The sequence below is a fragment of the Streptococcus sp. HMSC074F05 genome (assembly GCF_001808725.1).
In the GTDB taxonomy this organism is placed as follows: Bacteria; Bacillota; Bacilli; order Lactobacillales; family Streptococcaceae; genus Streptococcus; species Streptococcus parasanguinis_I.
Window position 1 is genome coordinate 532,274 of record NZ_KV794411.1, and the last position, 16,104, is coordinate 548,377.

The window sequence follows — 16,104 nt, forward strand, 5'->3', positions numbered from 1 at the left end:
AATTAGTTTCACAGAATAAATGGAGGCTAAATATGATTGAAATAGTTTATATATACAATGTATTTTTAATTATACTGTATACTTTGACCCTTGGTATTGTATTGACCTATTCTTTAAACTCTGAAAAGGATAAAAAATACTTATTTTTTGTAGTCGGTTTATATCTTGTTTTTTTTATTTTTGACAATCTGATCCTATCAATGACAGAAATAATTAAAGATTTCGGAAACACATATAACCAACACTTTCTGGGAGTTCCATTTGTTAAAACTGTCATATATCTTGTTAATAATATTTGTCAGTTTTGGATAGTTGCTAGACTGAGGAAAGAAACACCTTTATTAACGCACTATTGCTTTATTTCTATTACTTTCATATGGATGGCTTTCCCAATTCTAAACAATTCTCCATTAAGAGTTTTTATGTACTATTTACCCAATCAGCTTCTTTTGATTTATACTGGTATATATGCGAGACGAAATCTAAAATCTTTGAATATTAGTAGTCGAAATAAAAATTACTTAAAAACTATTTCAAATATCGGAGTACTATTTGGCATTCTAATTATCTTAGAAGATTTATTTGTAATTTTTAATATAGATTCGTATGACTTGTTGAATCTGCGAATTCAAAATAGAAATATGTGTGAAGACATGTTTACTATTGCTGTTTGTTATTTAATAATCAAATATATTCTTTCTGATTGGAAAGCTATTTCGAATGTAGAAGAACAATTAAGTTCATTTGATAAATCACAAAAAAATGACAACCCCAGTACACTAGATCTATTCTCTGAAAAACTTCATTTAACTGAACGTGAAAAAGAAATTCTTCCTCTACTTCTTGAACACAAAAACAATCAGGAAATTGCGGATCAATTGTTTCTTTCAGTTGGAACTGTGAAGACACATGTACACAATATTTTTATAAAACTTGAGATCACTAAACGAAATCAACTTTTCGAAGTATATAATTCCTTTGAAAACGAACATCCTGAGCAATAATTGTGTCATAGCCCCTACTTCCAAAGACAGAATAGAAGACATCTGATTTAATTTCTTTCAGATGTCTATTTAGTTGTTCTAATTATCAATTATATATTCGATAATATAAAAAAGCATCTCGTATATAACGAAATGCTTCAAATACACATAATCGAATATTAAAGTTTAGAGATTATTAACATCGAACGCAAGGTATCTCAATCCTCACAAATCTCTTTATATCAACAATTTTATCTTTGAAAGTTCCATAAAAACGGAACGAAATCCACTGATTTGGATAAAATTGACATCAATTAATACCATAAAATAGAGTAGTCAACCATCCTATTTAATAGATCGGTTTTATTTTGGTTTAATTTTTAAAAACGACTTCTTTAATTCATTTATATCGCTAAATCTTTGATTCAAAATTGGATTTGTTCCCTTATTAATAAATTCCTCTAAATTACTATATTCAAATTTTGTAAAGTCTTTATATCTTCCAGTTAAGACAAAGTATAATAATTTTGACAAAGCAAAACCTTCAAAATGAAAATTATAATTACTAAACCCAACTCGTTGGAGGCCTGAATAATCATTAAATGCACCTCTTATTTCTGTATCTAGAGATGTTAACATGCTATTACTTAACTTTACATTCCCCAAATCAGCAATTTTAATAATTTTTACATCATCATACTCTTTAATCAAAATATTATTAGGTGATATATCTCTATGAAGTATCTCTTTTTTAGCTAGATACTCAAATCCTTTTATTATTTGATAACCTAGGTTCATTCTCTCGGTAAAAGTCAATTTCTGATTATGAGTCTTTATATATTTAAAAAGTGAAGTGTCAGCATACTCCATAACATACTCATTTTTAGTTTTATCAATAGAGTAAACTTCGAGTACATACGGAGAATGTAACTGCTTCATTGTATCAAATTCTAAATAAAATCGCTCTAAATCCTTTAATAAAATATTTTTTTTGGCACGCTTTAATGCAAAAGTTTTGTTGTAATTTTCATCATAGAAACTAAAGACAGTAGCATAAGAACCATCACCAACTGTTTTCAATTGGAACCGTTGTATAGTTTTATTCGGGATCTCGACAATATCAGATATTTCAAAAATTGGTAACTCATAGTATAATTCAACTTCCGACATATCATCTGGTACTGAGCTTCCACCAGATGACGATAGAAAACTATTACATTTTTTTAATACTTTATCATAGTATTCAACAATTTTAACTTTCTCACCAGAATTCTTAAGGTTGTTAACAAATCTGTTTGATAATGAAATTGATTTTATCAAATCTCTACTTGGTCCAGCCCAGAAATGTCTCTCACCATTTATACTATCATTTAATATTCTTAATCCCTTCACTAACTGATAGTGTATACTAGAACATAACTGACTCAGTCTATCATCAAAAATATTATTGTAAAGATGTTCATAATCAATAGCAAACTCTTTACCAAAGTAATTCAAATAATCCCTTTCAATACCTACTATACTATTTAATAGTTTTGCATTATCATTTACAGAAATCATTTTTCTCTTCTCTCCCTATAAAGTAGTCTTACAATATAAAATATACTTCTCCTATAATAATTAAGTGTTTATATGCTGATAATAAATAACATAGAAATAAACTACAGAGATGTTAGCTACCACATTTATTTAATTTGAGAAATTAAAATGTATGATATTTATTTGTTAAAACATTAATTTAATAGATTTCTATTTAGTAGTTTTAAGTCATCATTTATACTCTGTAATTTAAAGATACCTATTCCATCTCCGTCAATATAAAAATCATTCTCAACTATTCTTTCGAATCTTGAAAGAATCACTTTTCTTTCATTTGAGTAAACGATGTCTTTGCTAATCGCAAGACACATCATTTGACTTTTAAATTCAAACTCAATAATAACAATATACTCACTACCATTAATCTCAAATTCTTGTATATTTTCGTCAAATAATGAGAACTCTCCGGAAATTTTATCATAATAAAAATTAATAAGCCCTTCTTTATCAATGTTATTTTCTCCATTAGATATGGGATCAATATAGTCTACACATATTTTTTTATATATCTTTTCAGTAACAGATGCTATTGAATAATCTTTATACAACGGACCTGAATTAGCCTGGCGCTTATGATCGCTTTTTTTACCTGTTTGACTCGTATATCCTTTTGCTTCAATGGCAAAGTATTTATCATTATTAGTGATACCATAAAGATCTGGCCTAGATCCTTTAATGGGTAAACCTTTCTGTTTCATAACAGCTTCATAATTAAAAGTAATTTTCCCGCCAGATATATGTTTGAAACAAATATCTGCCATGGCTTTTCCTACTAAATTAGAAAAATGTGCTTTCGCTGTTGGATCATAAGCCCACGTATCAGTAGGTTCAAGAAAACAATTACACGGTGTATTACTAATATTTGGAAAATAGTCTTCAAAAAAAATTAATGCACCTACAGCTTTTCGACAACTATTCTTATCAACCATGTGCCCACAACCAGCTAAAATAATATGCTTAGCAAATTCTAAAATACCAATATTAAAAGTTCCGTTATTTATCTTCCCTTTATGGTCCTTATAAATATATGTGATTTCAATCATAATCTACTACCTCATTGTAAATAATACTCTTCACTACTCAACAATAGTATAATCACCACTGTTTAACAAGTTTAAAACCTTTCTAACAAATGGAACTGAAAGTAAGTCTTCAATATTTCTTCCATAGGTTTTAAAATTTTCATCAATTTCAACTATATTAAGGCCTGACTTGATTGCTTCTACTTCATTAATTGGTTTATGGAAGCTAAATCCACCGATCTCATAATAAAAGAAATAAAGATTATTTTCAGTATGGTAATCAAAAAAGTGAATTTTTGTATTTTGCTCGTGGTCAAAGTAATTACCTTTCCAAATAATATCACCTTCTTTTTCGACTAAGAGTTTTTGATAATCTTCTTCATAACTGTAAACACGTTTCGTATTTTTCACAAATTGTTTATGGATAACCGTTGGAGTAAACGACTTTAATAATTCCTCTTTCATCCCGTAGTATTCAACCTTCTTTGCCATTGCATTGTCAATGTTATCTTGTATATGCGAATGATACGGTGATTTTCTATATTCTCTAACTTTATCACGATAATTTTTTGCTCGTTTATTAACGGAATAAATACATTCAGCAATCATTTCAGTAGTTAGTTGCTTCTTTTTCAACAAATCAGAATACAATTTGGGAGTTTTCATAATTTTCAACCTTACTAAATTTGAAATTTCTAGTAAACATTAACTAGATTCACATTGTTTAAACTAAAATTATTTTTTTAGTTCACTTTCTCTTCATACATCTCAAACAATCTTGCAACTGTTTCACTTTCAGTTAACCAAGTCTTCTTTCCATCGACTATTTTTGTCATACCATAGACTTCCATAACAGCTCTGTCATTTTTTTGGTGAGCTTTTCTTAACTCAACAGGCATAGTTAATTCATCATAAAGATCAGCTAACGAGCTATCCGGATACAGTGCACGTGCATCAAGAATAGCTTGAGCTGTTTTAGAAATCTTTTCTTTTTGAGATTCAGTTATATCCGGCCAAGGAAAGTTGTTATAAACTATCTTAGCGGAATAACGATAATCAGATTTAAGACGCCCAGCAACCGTACGCATCCAGGCCATATGTACGTTTGAAGTTAGGATACCAAAATCGTAGAGAGAAGCATTAGGAATAATTTGAACTGCATTACTTGAGATATCATTTGGAGACATGAAACCTATCGGAATATAACGACGTCTTTCAGATGTTACAGATGGGATGATAATGTATGGTGAAGCATCAGGTTGTGTTAGTTGAGCGAAAAGATGAGGTACTTTAGCATAACCTTGAGTTGTTTTGGCATTTGATGATTCTCTAAACTCCCTTACAGCATTAACACGATCATATATAAATTTATTGTTTCGAATTTCTACTGGTGAAGCATGCTTTAACCAAATACACCAACGTTTTATATTATTGATAAATTCATTGGCTCCAATATACGGTCTAAACCACTTCGACAATTGTGGGTTGTTTTTAATAAGTTCCTGGTATTCATCATCAGAAAAAATAAAATTTCCACCATCCCGTGGTTGATTGCCGAACTTCATTTGAGGGACATTGTTGATTGGTTTATTTCTACTTTCAATCAATATATTACTTGTATCAGTTAAATAGGGGCTTATATTATCAACTTTAATAAAACTAGAATTTATGAATAATTTTTTTTCGGTAGTTCTAACTTGAGAGAACCCAATAATGACACAGTGAACTGCTGCTTGATGCAACGAATCGCTTGTCCACTTAAAAGTCTGATAAGCAAAATTAATCTGTATTTTATATTCCTCTAAAAGTAGCTTCCAAAGAATAGGAACTTGTGAGCCTTGAACTATTGAGTTTGTCGATACCAAAGCAACTCTTATTTCAGTATCAACAATAAATTCTGCAGCTTTTTTAAACCAACAGGTTACGTAATCTAGCATTTGTACATCATTCTTACTAAGAGTTGAAAAAATAGCTTGAACAGCTTTTTTTTGAGTATCTGCCATATTTCTAGCTCCCAAAAATGGGGGATTCCCAATAATATAGCTTAGTCTTTCTTTAGGTACAACTGTCTCCCAGTCGATTTCTAAAGCATTTCCTTCAACAATATTGGTATAAGATTTAAGTGGCAAGAAATCAATATTCGCAAACACAATATCTTTAGTCTCTTCTAGCATTTGATTTTCTGCAATCCAAAGGGCTGTTTTAGCAACAGAAACTGCAAAATCATTAATCTCAATACCATAAAATTGGTTTAGTTTGACTTTAACAAGGTCTTGCCCTAAGTCTAATGCTACTGCATCCCCCATATAAAGCTTAATAGCTTCATTTTCTAAACGTCTGAGAGATATATAAGTTTCTGTCAGGAAGTTTCCTGAACCACAAGCTGGGTCGAAGAAAAGAAGACTCGCTAGTTTGGATTGGAACTGTTTTGCTTTTTGTTCAACCGTCTTAGGCTGTTTAAATTGACGAATTTCATTTAACTCTTCTTTTAGCTCATTTAAGAATAAAGGATCAATAACTTTATGGATGTTTTCAATCGAAGTATAGTGCATTCCACCACTTCGACGTGTTTCTGGGTTAAGGGTTGATTCAAATACCGCTCCAAAGATGGTTGGACTGATTTCTGACCAGTCAAAGCTAGATGATGCATGCTCTAGAATTAGCTCACGAAGCTCCTCCGTAAAGTTTGGGATTTCCAACTTATTCTCAGCAAACATCCCCCCATTAACGTAAGGGAAAGCCAGTAGTTCATCATCTAAGTATGGGTCACGTTCCTCAATCGGCGTATCCAAGATTGAGAAAAGATCTATAAGCCCTCTACGGAAATCACGACTACTGAAACGAGCAAGGTAATCATGGAACATCATGTGATGACCGAAAATACCCGCATCTTCAGCGTAAAGACAAAACACCAAACGAACAACAAGTTGGTTGATGGCATGAAGACTATCTGGACTCTCTGGATTAATATACTGCTTAAGAAGGGCCTCGTAAATCTCTCCCACGATCGCTCCAGCTTCAATAGAAACCTTCATCTCACGTTCTAGATGTTCATTTGTTTTATCAATCAAAAATTCTAAGCGATAGGCTTCCTTATCTAAATCAACAAGTTTAATGACCTTTGGTTCACCATTTGGTTGCTCCATGTCATAGACATAAAACTCTTTGAAATTACAAGTTACAATCCAACGAGGACGTTTAGAGTATGGAAGATTGGCTGAATATCGTTTAGCTTGTTGAAAAGGTGTTAATAAGGTGTTATCTGATTGTCTAATTGCCTGGTTTAAGTCCTTATCTGCCCCCTTCTGCTCAATTAACACCTTAGTAGTATCAATAAACCCGTCGATAAAACTTGTGTGGTCCATCTTAACCTTGTCTTCAAATGTAATGTATTCTGTAGGGTTTTCTACACCATACACAGATTGAAGCAAATCAAGCCAAAATGATTGACTGTCCTGGCGTTCATTTCCGCGATTCTCCCATCGTTTAATAAATTCCTTCGCTTTTTTCTTTTGTTCAGTTATATTCATATCAAAAAATACTTCCTTAATTTATAACGTTATTATACCATATTTAGTTATTACTTAATGCTACCAAATATTAATTAAATCTTCTGTTCTTTCTGTAAATATAAAAATAAAGCCTCACAAGAAAGCTTCTATTATGAAGTTTCTTGCAGGGCTTCTTTTTTTACGAAGTTTCAACTTTATATAATAAATAAAATCACAAAGATCCATAAGAAATATAGACTAACGTTTAATATTACTTCTTTTAATAATTATCAATAGGAAAATGAAAACAATAGAAAACATCACAATAATGAAGAGAGGAAATTCTATTTTATTTCTATTCGTTTTTATGTTATTAATAGATTCTTTTCCACCTGCTTTATTTACACTTTCTTTGCTACTTTTTGGTTTTATTGAATCATTTTTATCACTATCTTTTTTAATGTCTTTATCAATATCATTTTTACTACTTTGACTAGAACCTAGCATTCCAGTCTGAGATCCTATTGCTTCTTGATAGTATTGATTCATTTCATCTTCGCTAAAATTCCCTTTAAGGAAACTACCGTCTTTTCTTTGAAAATCAACCAATCCATAATATGCAGATAAAAATTTTTCATCCCCCTCCATAACAACAAAGCAAGGTATTTCTGCCTTTGAGGGATTTTTGGTGACCCTTTTTACCATATAAGTAGCTTTTTGTTTTGTCGTGGCTCTAGGACTTAAATTTTCAATATATGTTCTTATTCTATATTCACCCTCTGGAACACTTGTTTCTTGCATCCAATTATTTTCAGGATTAATTTTTAATGTTTTAACAACCTCTTCGGTATCTGCTTTTACTACAAGAACGACTACTTCTAACTTATAACCCTCTTGGGCAATCCCTTGTACAACAAGAGGTCCTGTTTCTTCTGCGTAAACATTAGATATCTGAAATGAAAAAAATAATCCTAAAATCGTTATTACTATCTTCAATAATTTTTTCATATTATTAATCCTATTTATTCCGAATTCTTCATATTTTGAATCAAGATATCGATTTCTTTTATCTCGTTAATTAACTCTGAAAACGGATCATCTATAGTATTTTTTTTACTTTCATAATAAGCATTCCCTAATGTCAAAATTAATTTTTCACGTTTTTTATTCTCTTTATACAGTTGAGTATTTGTTTGAATTGATTGAGTTAATTCCTTTGTTTTCTTTCCAGCTTTAGAACTAACTTCAAAAAATTTTTCTGAGATATCAGATAAAAGGGATTTTTGAAGATTATTACTGTTAATTTTTGAGCCGCAGGAAACACAGTATTCACTTGTTTTGAAGTTTTTGGTACCACATTTAGCACAAAAGTTATATTCTTCCCTGACCTCACTATTGCATGGTGGGACATATTCTTCACTGTGATGATTATTGTTTGGTGATACATAATCTCCATCAGGGATAATATTTTCTGAAGTTTCTCTTTTTACTTCAACTTCAACTTCATCATTCATCTTTTCTTCTGGTTCTCCGATACTATTAACGACACCTTCTGAAATAGGAGTCGTTTCAGCATTTATATTTTCTACTTCAAACTCATTATTTTTCTTTGCAGTAAAAAATTCCACTGGACTTGGTTTGCGTTTAAATTTTTCTTCAAATTGAGATAGCCATTCTTCTTTATTCATAATCTCACACCCCTGTATATCTTACATGATAATTATTTTGTAAAATACTAATACGTTTATCTTTGGACGGATATCCTAACTCACAAAATCCTTTGGCCAAAGATCCATCTTCCTCAGATACAGTATCGATATAATAACAATGAATTTCTCCAAATCCAATCGCAGCCATATACTGGTCTGAAAGATATGCATCACGTTTTACAATTGATTTTACAAACATGTAAAAGAAACTTATTAATGCAACTATTAATATTATCGAACCATAAAATAGAATAGCTCCTTCTTTTGCTTCTGAACTTCCTGACCAAAATGAGTTTCTGCTGTCTCCATAATTTTTTTTAAAGCCTCCAAATAGTGTTGTTATTAATAAAATTAGTAAGACAAAAATTAAAATGAAATTTGAACCAACCACTACAGGTAAAAGATTTGGAGCCATATTATGGATTCGATGGAGCTCAAACATAATTTTTGGTTCTAAAAAATATGGATTTTCCAGTAAGCTATCGGTAACGATAATTTTGTTCATACCTATTGCGTAGGCAGCAGGCACATCATTATGAATCATGCGAATCTCAATATTATCTGGTAAGTTTAAACCTTTTTGACGCGCCTTATGAATAATCTCATTGACAGGTTGTTGAACTTTTTCTTGATAATCACTTCTATCTATCCTCTTCGCTCCCACAATCCAACAAACTAAGGATTGACCGATATTTGATAATAAAAATTCTGTAAATAATAAAGCTATTAGTCCACCCAGTCCAAAACTCGTGATTGATTCAAAAAATATTACTATAGTTAAATAAATTATAATTCCCCATCTTTGCGTATCGTAACAATACTTTAAATATTTGTACAATCTTGATATCTTAATGTAAGACTTAATTTTATTTTGATCAGCCTGTTCAAAATATTTCCCACAACCACTACATTGCTTAGTATTTCCAAAATTCTTTGCACCACATGAATTACAAAATATAGCATTTTGATCATTTTGTATTTCCGCAACATTTTGTGAAACGTATTCGTTCAACTCTACTTGCGGCTGAACTTGTAGCGTAGCATTGCTTTCACTTTCATTAAACTTAGAAATAGCTGATAAATCCGATACTATTATTTCTCCTGATTGAACACCAGCTTGAATCTCTTCTTCTGTTGGTACACGGTCGTTAATCTCTTTAAATATTTCAATCCATTGTTCTTTATCCATCTTATACTCCTAATTTTATTATTAAAGTAAAAGGCTGAGGGAGATCACCTTTAAAAGGTTCTATTTCCTCCAGCCTATAAATCTATTTATAGATGACTTTTTATCTTACTCACTTTTTCTGCGCAATTTTATTCCAGATAGTCCCATAAGCATCGCTCCTAAGCCAAGTAATACTAATCCATTTTGAGAACCAGTACTTGGTAACGAACGTTGAGGGTTATATCCGGTTACTGAACCTCGATAGCTATAGTGATCAGATTGAGAACCAACCTCATTTTTAAGATCAAAAATTTTATGATCTTCATTTTGATTTCCAATTGATTTAGTTTCACTTGATAACTTCGTATATTGCGTCAGTTGTTTGTGAGCGTTTTGGTAAGCAAGCTGTACAGCCTCATATTGTGCAGTTGCATCCAATTGATCTTGTAGAAGTGATTTAAGTTTAGCTTCCTCTCTTTCTACATTCTCAAGTGCTAAACGATGCTCTTCAACTGCATTGTCATAAGCTTCTTTTGCTTTCTTCAAATATGTATCGGCATTTTCAAGACGATCCAAAAGTATTTCTAAAGCAACTAAGTGAGTCTTTAATTTAGAAATTTCATCCTTAATTTGACTTTCTTTAGCTTTTAACTCTTCAACTTTATTCTGACGGTTTCTGAGTTCTGCTTCATCCGTAGCTTTTTCAGCTTTCAGATCTGAAAGAACTTTAAGTTCTTTATCCAATTCTGCACGCGCATCTGCTAAAACTTTTTGTTTTGTTTGAATATCTGCATTTAGATTTTCAACCGCTGATTGTGCTTTTGCATAACGAGTCTTGGCAGTAATCAATTGTCGAGAAGCCTCATCTAAATTCTTTTGTGCAAGAGGTGTCTTATCTGAGATTGAGTTTAATCTTGCAATCGTTTGACGTGTAGTATTTAAGGCTGCCAAATGTTTTTCATGAATTTTAGTTACTTCATCTAAATTGTTTCTTGCAGTCTTATCTGTTGCTTTTGCTTTCTCAAGCTCCTCTTTTGCATTTTCTAATGCTTTTTGCTTAACTTGAAGGTCTGCATTTAAGTTATCCAGAGCAGTTTGAGCTTTGATATATCTTGTTTCAGCTTCTTCTTTTTGTTGTTTCGCATTGTCGTATTTCTTCTGTGCACCTGGAGTTTGATCAGGAACTGACATCAATTCAGCTACTAGTTTTTGAGTTTGTTTCAGATTTTGATTTGCATTTTGATTTTCTACTTTTGCTTTTTCAAGATCAGATTTAGCTTTTACTTCTGCTGTTGTAGCCTGGTCTAAATTATCTTTTGCATTTGCTAAAGCTTGACGCTTGCTTTGAATATCAGCATTTAATTGATCGAGTGCTTCTTGAGCCTTATTAAATTGGATTTGTGCTTCATTATAATTTTGTGTAGCGATTTCCAATTTAGTAGTAGCTGCAGGTGTTTGGTCAGGAGTAGCTTTCCAAGCATCTAATTTTGCTGTCGTTTCTTTGAGAGCTTTTGTACTTGAATCATTTTCAGATTTAGCTTTTTTCAAACGATTCTGTGCAGAATCATTTGTTGTATTTGCTGCAGTCTGTTGGGCTTTAGCAGCTGTTAATTCATCTTCCATTTTTGAAGTATCAAATGGAGTAGCTAGAGGTTTGGCAATCCCTTTATCATAATAGTCGTCAACAGTTACGAAATGATATTCACCAGTTTGTTCATCTTTAACATATTCAAGATGTGCATCTTGACCTTTGAATTCAATAAAGTGCATACGTCCAACACCGCTTGGTGTGAAACTATTTGCAGCTCCAATTGCCCGAATATTTGTAGGAGCTTTCTGCCCAATCATGAGTTTCATGTGTCCAAAATAAGCATGAACATCATTTGTCATAAAACTAATTACAGCATCATATACCTCGCGATACAATTGAGACATTGTGGCTTTACGAGTTTCTTTAGCTTCTGAATAATACGCACCATAGCCCAGCAAAGTATTATCAAAACTCATGTTTTCCCCAGTCCATACGATGGAATCTAATCCATCTTTCGCTAGAGCAGTATCGCTGTGACTTGTGCTATATGGTTTATTTTCTTCAGCATAGGCTTTGGCAATGTTTTTGACACCCTGAACAGATTCATCAGTGACAATATAATGGTGACTACCCCAAACTTGATCTTGAAGATTATTTGCAAGAAGTGCATAATATTGGCTCAAAGCTTCAATTTGTTTGTCAGTTAAATTGTCTAAATCTACGACTGAATCATCGATCGGCAAAACAATATCCTTGTTTGACCATTCCTTTATGAATATATTTTGGTGTTCAGGGGAATATTCTGTTAATGCAGTTCCAAAATCATACTTACTATCTTTGAACCATTTTTGAATAACGTCGTTTAAGGCATTTTTATTTGCATCTGTGTCATCGGCTAGATAAGCCTTGTATGCATCAATGACATCCTGTGGCAATTGAGGAATAGTGAGATTTTTAATTGCTGCAATTTGTTTATTGAGCGTTTCAACTGCTTGATCAGCCTTCTCTTTATTCTCTTTTGCTTCCTGAGCTGCTGATGTAGCACTCGCTAGCTCATTTGAAGTTTCATTTACTTTTGCCTCTTCTTGGCTTTTCTTAGTAGTTAAAGCTGAAATTTCCGAAGCTTTCGTAGCATCATTTTCTTTAGCTTTTTTGAGCTCTTCTTCTGCACTAATCTTACTATTTTGTTTATTTGCTAAATCATTTGCTTTGCTATCACGATTTGCGATTGTTTGGGTAAGTTGTGATTCAGAAGCATCAAGATTACTTTGAGCAGAAACCTTATTTTCTTGAGCTTTCTTTAGATTCTCATGTGCTTGTTTTAGTTTTTCCTCAACAGATGACAAGTTTGCTGCTGTTTCTTGGCTTTTCTTTATTTGATCCGCTTCAACAGACTTTGCATTTTTTAGTGCGGTCGCTTTTTTATTATCTGCTTCTTTAGCACGATCGAGTTCCTGTTTGGCTGTATTTTCAGTTGCTGTTTTAGCATCTAAATGTTCCTTAGCAGCATCACGTTCTGCTACAATTTCTTCAACGCCAGTACCATCTAATACTTTCTGGGCAGTTTCTTTCTCTTTTTGAGCCTTCACTAATGCTTTTGCTGCTTCCTCTGCAACCTTTTTAGTATCTGCTAATTGTTTAGCAGAAACTTGGCTAGCACTAAGTTGCGTTTTTTCATCAGCAGAAGCTTTACTGAGTTCTTCAGCCTTATTTTTATCTTCGTTAATGGCATTTTCCAAAGCCTTTTTCGCTGCTGATTCTGCTGATTCTTTTTCAGCTACATCACTCTTTGCTTTTTCTCTTTCAGCAATGATTTCCGATGCTCCAGTACCATCAAGATTTTTTTGTGCAGCTGCTACTACTTCCTCAGCTGTCGAAACTTTCTTTTCTTGCTCTGAGATTTTATCTTGATCTTTTTTAATAACATCTGATTGCTGATTTCGTTCTTTCTCAGCTTCTAGAACTTTATCAGATGCATCTTTTTCTGATGTTTCCTTTTTCTCAATATCAGCTTTTACTTCTAATATTTCATTCTTCGTTTTTTCAATTTTTTCAGGCGTAGCTGATTCTTTATTTGCCTCAGCATTCTTTAAGTCGACATTTGCCTCTGTTACTTTTGTTGCAGCAGTTGCTTCCGAAGACTTAGCGTTTTCTAATGCACTTTTTTGATTTGAAACCGATTGATCCGTTTCTTCCTTGATTATTCTTGCTTCTTCTACAACTTCAGAAGTTGGCGTTTTCGTTACGGTTGCAACCCCATTATTAACAAATACTCCGTCTACTTGTTTTATATTTGTAGATGAAGGAGTCGTCGATTCAACACTTAATGTTGACTCATTTGGCTGAGTTGCAGTTACTTCATCCGCTTGTACAACAGAAATTCCCGCAAAAGCTGTAGCAATTGATACAGCGGATACAGTTGCTTTGATCGTTTTCTTTTTCATAATTCCCACCTTTATGATAGATTATTGAGCAAATTATCACTATATAATTATAAACACCCGAATTATACTATATTTTAGCAACTTTGTAAAGTTGTATACAACCTTTTGAGAACTAGAACCTAACCTTATAAGGCTGTAAAATAGTCTTAAGAGGTGAGCAATGTCAGAATTACAAAAGTATATAAGCAAACGAATACGGATTCTGCGGACCCAGTCAGGAATGACTCAGGAACAATTAGAAGAAAAAGCAGATCTTGGTACCAATTACGCGTATAAGTTAGAAAATTTAGAGCCCAATATTAAAATTAGTACGCTTGAGAAAATTATAGAAGCGTTAAATGTTGATCTACAAACTTTTTTTGATTTAACACTTAAAGAAGAAAGTACTGACTTAGCACAGCTTATTGACACTATCAAATCTTTACCAGAGTATAAACAAAATAAAGTCATTTCAGCTATTAACACAATTATTAACGAGACAAAATAAAAAGAGTGGAAAAGGATAAGTATAAAAACGATTCCTTTCCCACTTTTTTTGTGCATAAAAACATTGCTATTAGCTATTAGAACATGCGATTCTTGGGTAACCAAATGTCATATCGAGGTTATCTTTCTCGTAATTCTTGATCAATTCCCAGAAATCTGCAACTGATAACGCTGAAACTGATTCATGCCAATTGAATTTAAAAAACAAATCTAAGAGAAATTTAATTACTTGATGAACTTTGGCTGTCTGTTCTACAGTATCAAATGTAATCAAAATTTTCTCACACAATGGATCAATTAATTCAATTTCAATACTATCATTTACAAAATTGAATGACACTTCTTGATCTTGATCATTCAAGATTGAAATATACTGATCGTCATCAAATGTTGAATAAAACATTCTAATATTAACTTCTTCATTGTGATTAATTAACTCTGTAAGATATTGTTTGGTTACAAGAATCACATGTTTTTTGTAATTTTTCATTAACTTTACCTCCGAAAATTTTTTAAAAAAGTTTTTTCATCTATGAATTTTCACGGTGGCCTCACTCTCTTTAATATTATTATTAAATGATTTAGCTTGAGCATCTGCTACCTCCTTTTTTAGGAATAAAAAAAGACAGTTCATCACTGCCTTTTTTTATCTTCATTATTATTATGCCATTTTTTTGTAAAAGTAAAGATAGAATTTTTCAAAAAAGGTACTGACTCCAAAAGTTTAATTTTTACCGCCTAGTTTTTGGGTTGCAGTTCATAATCTGATGGAGGTTTTACAATATTTTTTTATCTATCAAGAATAACTTTATATTTCCTCTGTGTCTTCGGAACCACACCAACGACATTTTTGAAAATTATCTGTTTCATCAACATCATAGCTATAGTATCCTAAGCAATCATTACAGTAACGATCAATTTCCATATTATTATCCTCCGTATGTAATTTTAGATTTATATTTAACTAATGTCGGTTATAGAATAAATAACATCTTTGCGTTCAACAACAACATTACAATCTACTCTCTCTTTTCTTAGTTTATCCAATAACTTTTGATTTGGATTTATAGCCGTAGGATGCCCAGTCATTTGAAGCATTGTAAAGTCACCTGTTGTATCTCCATAAGAATAAGAATTCTCTAAATCAAAAGGTAACCCTTCTAAAATTTTCTTCTTAGACTCTGAATCCCACATAGGAACTACTTCACCACTATACTTATTTCCATCATTTAAGTATTGGGATGCAAACCATAAATCAGCACCCAATTTCTCCGCCATTTTTTCTACTAGAAAATCGGGAGAACCAGAAATAAAAATAATCTTATGTCCTTGTTTTTTATGCCATTTAATACGATCGCGAGTAAAACGATAGAGTTTTTTACTTTCTTTTTCAATCACTTTTTTGGCTACAAACTCAACATCAAGAATTTCTTTATTTGAGATATATTTTGTATACAGTTTAGATGCTGTATACAAATAATCATCATAATCTAGTTCTCGATTTTGCCAAGCATTTTTATGAGGTTTCAATTCCATCTCTACTGATATCGGAAAAACATCATAAGCGATACACTTCTCCATATGATGAAGAAGAAGGGAGTCTCTAAAAATCGTCCCATCAATATCAAAAATTGCAACAATCTCTTGATTCATTTATTCTCCTAAACTTCT

Annotated in this window: 12 protein-coding genes; 2 read left to right on the top strand and 10 right to left on the bottom strand. The window is 32.0% G+C overall.

Annotated elements, in window-relative coordinates:
* The first annotated feature begins 32 nt into the window (after window positions 1-32).
* A complete protein-coding gene (locus HMPREF2685_RS06385; protein ID WP_070465949.1) occupies window positions 33-1,004 on the top strand; it encodes a response regulator transcription factor in 972 nt (323 codons plus the stop codon).
* A gap of 342 nt (window positions 1,005-1,346) precedes the next feature.
* On the opposite strand, the gene HMPREF2685_RS06390 is transcribed toward HMPREF2685_RS06385, so the two are convergent.
* The 8 genes from HMPREF2685_RS06390 to HMPREF2685_RS06425 all read right to left on the bottom strand — a co-directional run bounded on the left by HMPREF2685_RS06390 (window position 1,347) and on the right by HMPREF2685_RS06425 (window position 13,947).
* Window positions 1,347-2,543 (bottom strand): protein kinase family protein, encoded by a 1,197-nt coding sequence (locus HMPREF2685_RS06390; RefSeq protein ID WP_070465951.1) that lies wholly within the window; start codon window positions 2,541-2,543, stop codon window positions 1,347-1,349.
* Between the two features lie 173 nt (window positions 2,544-2,716).
* Complete coding sequence (locus tag HMPREF2685_RS06395; protein ID WP_070465953.1) at window positions 2,717-3,625, bottom strand: hypothetical protein; 909 nt, start codon at window positions 3,623-3,625, stop codon at window positions 2,717-2,719.
* Between the two features lie 33 nt (window positions 3,626-3,658).
* On the bottom strand, window positions 3,659-4,270 hold the full coding sequence (locus HMPREF2685_RS06400; RefSeq protein WP_070465955.1) for a hypothetical protein: 612 nt from the start codon (window positions 4,268-4,270) through the stop codon (window positions 3,659-3,661).
* A 77-nt stretch (window positions 4,271-4,347) separates the two neighbouring features.
* Window positions 4,348-7,134: a DNA methyltransferase gene (locus tag HMPREF2685_RS06405; protein ID WP_070465957.1), complete on the bottom strand. Its 2,787-nt coding sequence runs from the start codon at window positions 7,132-7,134 to the stop codon at window positions 4,348-4,350.
* A 219-nt stretch (window positions 7,135-7,353) separates the two neighbouring features.
* The gene (locus HMPREF2685_RS06410) at window positions 7,354-8,103 is read right to left on the bottom strand and encodes a hypothetical protein (RefSeq protein WP_070465959.1); all 750 of its coding nucleotides are present in this window, start codon (window positions 8,101-8,103) and stop codon (window positions 7,354-7,356) included.
* 14 nt (window positions 8,104-8,117) lie between these two features.
* Window positions 8,118-8,783, bottom strand: coding sequence for a hypothetical protein (locus HMPREF2685_RS06415; protein WP_070465960.1), 666 nt, complete (start codon window positions 8,781-8,783; stop codon window positions 8,118-8,120).
* Window positions 8,784-8,787: 4 nt separating this feature from the next.
* Window positions 8,788-9,993 (bottom strand): hypothetical protein, encoded by a 1,206-nt coding sequence (locus tag HMPREF2685_RS06420; RefSeq protein WP_070465962.1) that lies wholly within the window; start codon window positions 9,991-9,993, stop codon window positions 8,788-8,790.
* Between the two features lie 105 nt (window positions 9,994-10,098).
* Window positions 10,099-13,947: an SEC10/PgrA surface exclusion domain-containing protein gene (locus HMPREF2685_RS06425; RefSeq protein ID WP_070465964.1), complete on the bottom strand. Its 3,849-nt coding sequence runs from the start codon at window positions 13,945-13,947 to the stop codon at window positions 10,099-10,101.
* A 160-nt stretch (window positions 13,948-14,107) separates the two neighbouring features.
* Here HMPREF2685_RS06425 and HMPREF2685_RS06430 point away from each other — a divergent pair, with 160 nt between their 5' ends.
* On the top strand, window positions 14,108-14,434 hold the full coding sequence (locus HMPREF2685_RS06430; RefSeq protein ID WP_048779593.1) for a helix-turn-helix domain-containing protein: 327 nt from the start codon (window positions 14,108-14,110) through the stop codon (window positions 14,432-14,434).
* Between the two features lie 69 nt (window positions 14,435-14,503).
* Here HMPREF2685_RS06430 and HMPREF2685_RS06435 read toward each other — a convergent pair whose 3' ends face one another.
* Together HMPREF2685_RS06435 and HMPREF2685_RS06440 are read right to left on the bottom strand one after the other, a co-directional pair.
* Entirely contained in the window at window positions 14,504-14,923 is a 420-nt protein-coding gene (locus HMPREF2685_RS06435; protein WP_070465966.1) for a hypothetical protein, read from the bottom strand.
* A 470-nt stretch (window positions 14,924-15,393) separates the two neighbouring features.
* Complete coding sequence (locus tag HMPREF2685_RS06440; protein ID WP_070465968.1) at window positions 15,394-16,086, bottom strand: HAD family hydrolase; 693 nt, start codon at window positions 16,084-16,086, stop codon at window positions 15,394-15,396.
* Window positions 16,087-16,104: the final 18 nt, after the last annotated feature.

What these genes read in the sequence shown, in the direction of transcription:
- HMPREF2685_RS06410 (WP_070465959.1), bottom strand. Translation starts at nt 8,103, where the DNA reads ATGAAAAAATTATTGAAGATAGTAATAACGATTTTAGGATTATTTTTT.
- HMPREF2685_RS06415 (WP_070465960.1), bottom strand. Translation starts at nt 8,783, where the DNA reads ATGAATAAAGAAGAATGGCTATCTCAATTTGAAGAAAAATTTAAACGC.
- HMPREF2685_RS06440 (WP_070465968.1), bottom strand. Translation starts at nt 16,086, where the DNA reads ATGAATCAAGAGATTGTTGCAATTTTTGATATTGATGGGACGATTTTT.
- HMPREF2685_RS06400 (WP_070465955.1), bottom strand. Translation starts at nt 4,270, where the DNA reads ATGAAAACTCCCAAATTGTATTCTGATTTGTTGAAAAAGAAGCAACTA.
- HMPREF2685_RS06435 (WP_070465966.1), bottom strand. Translation starts at nt 14,923, where the DNA reads ATGAAAAATTACAAAAAACATGTGATTCTTGTAACCAAACAATATCTT.
- HMPREF2685_RS06385 (WP_070465949.1), top strand. Translation starts at nt 33, where the DNA reads ATGATTGAAATAGTTTATATATACAATGTATTTTTAATTATACTGTAT.
- HMPREF2685_RS06430 (WP_048779593.1), top strand. Translation starts at nt 14,108, where the DNA reads ATGTCAGAATTACAAAAGTATATAAGCAAACGAATACGGATTCTGCGG.
- HMPREF2685_RS06390 (WP_070465951.1), bottom strand. Translation starts at nt 2,543, where the DNA reads ATGATTTCTGTAAATGATAATGCAAAACTATTAAATAGTATAGTAGGT.
- HMPREF2685_RS06420 (WP_070465962.1), bottom strand. Translation starts at nt 9,993, where the DNA reads ATGGATAAAGAACAATGGATTGAAATATTTAAAGAGATTAACGACCGT.
- HMPREF2685_RS06425 (WP_070465964.1), bottom strand. Translation starts at nt 13,947, where the DNA reads ATGAAAAAGAAAACGATCAAAGCAACTGTATCCGCTGTATCAATTGCT.
- HMPREF2685_RS06395 (WP_070465953.1), bottom strand. Translation starts at nt 3,625, where the DNA reads ATGATTGAAATCACATATATTTATAAGGACCATAAAGGGAAGATAAAT.
- HMPREF2685_RS06405 (WP_070465957.1), bottom strand. Translation starts at nt 7,134, where the DNA reads ATGAATATAACTGAACAAAAGAAAAAAGCGAAGGAATTTATTAAACGA.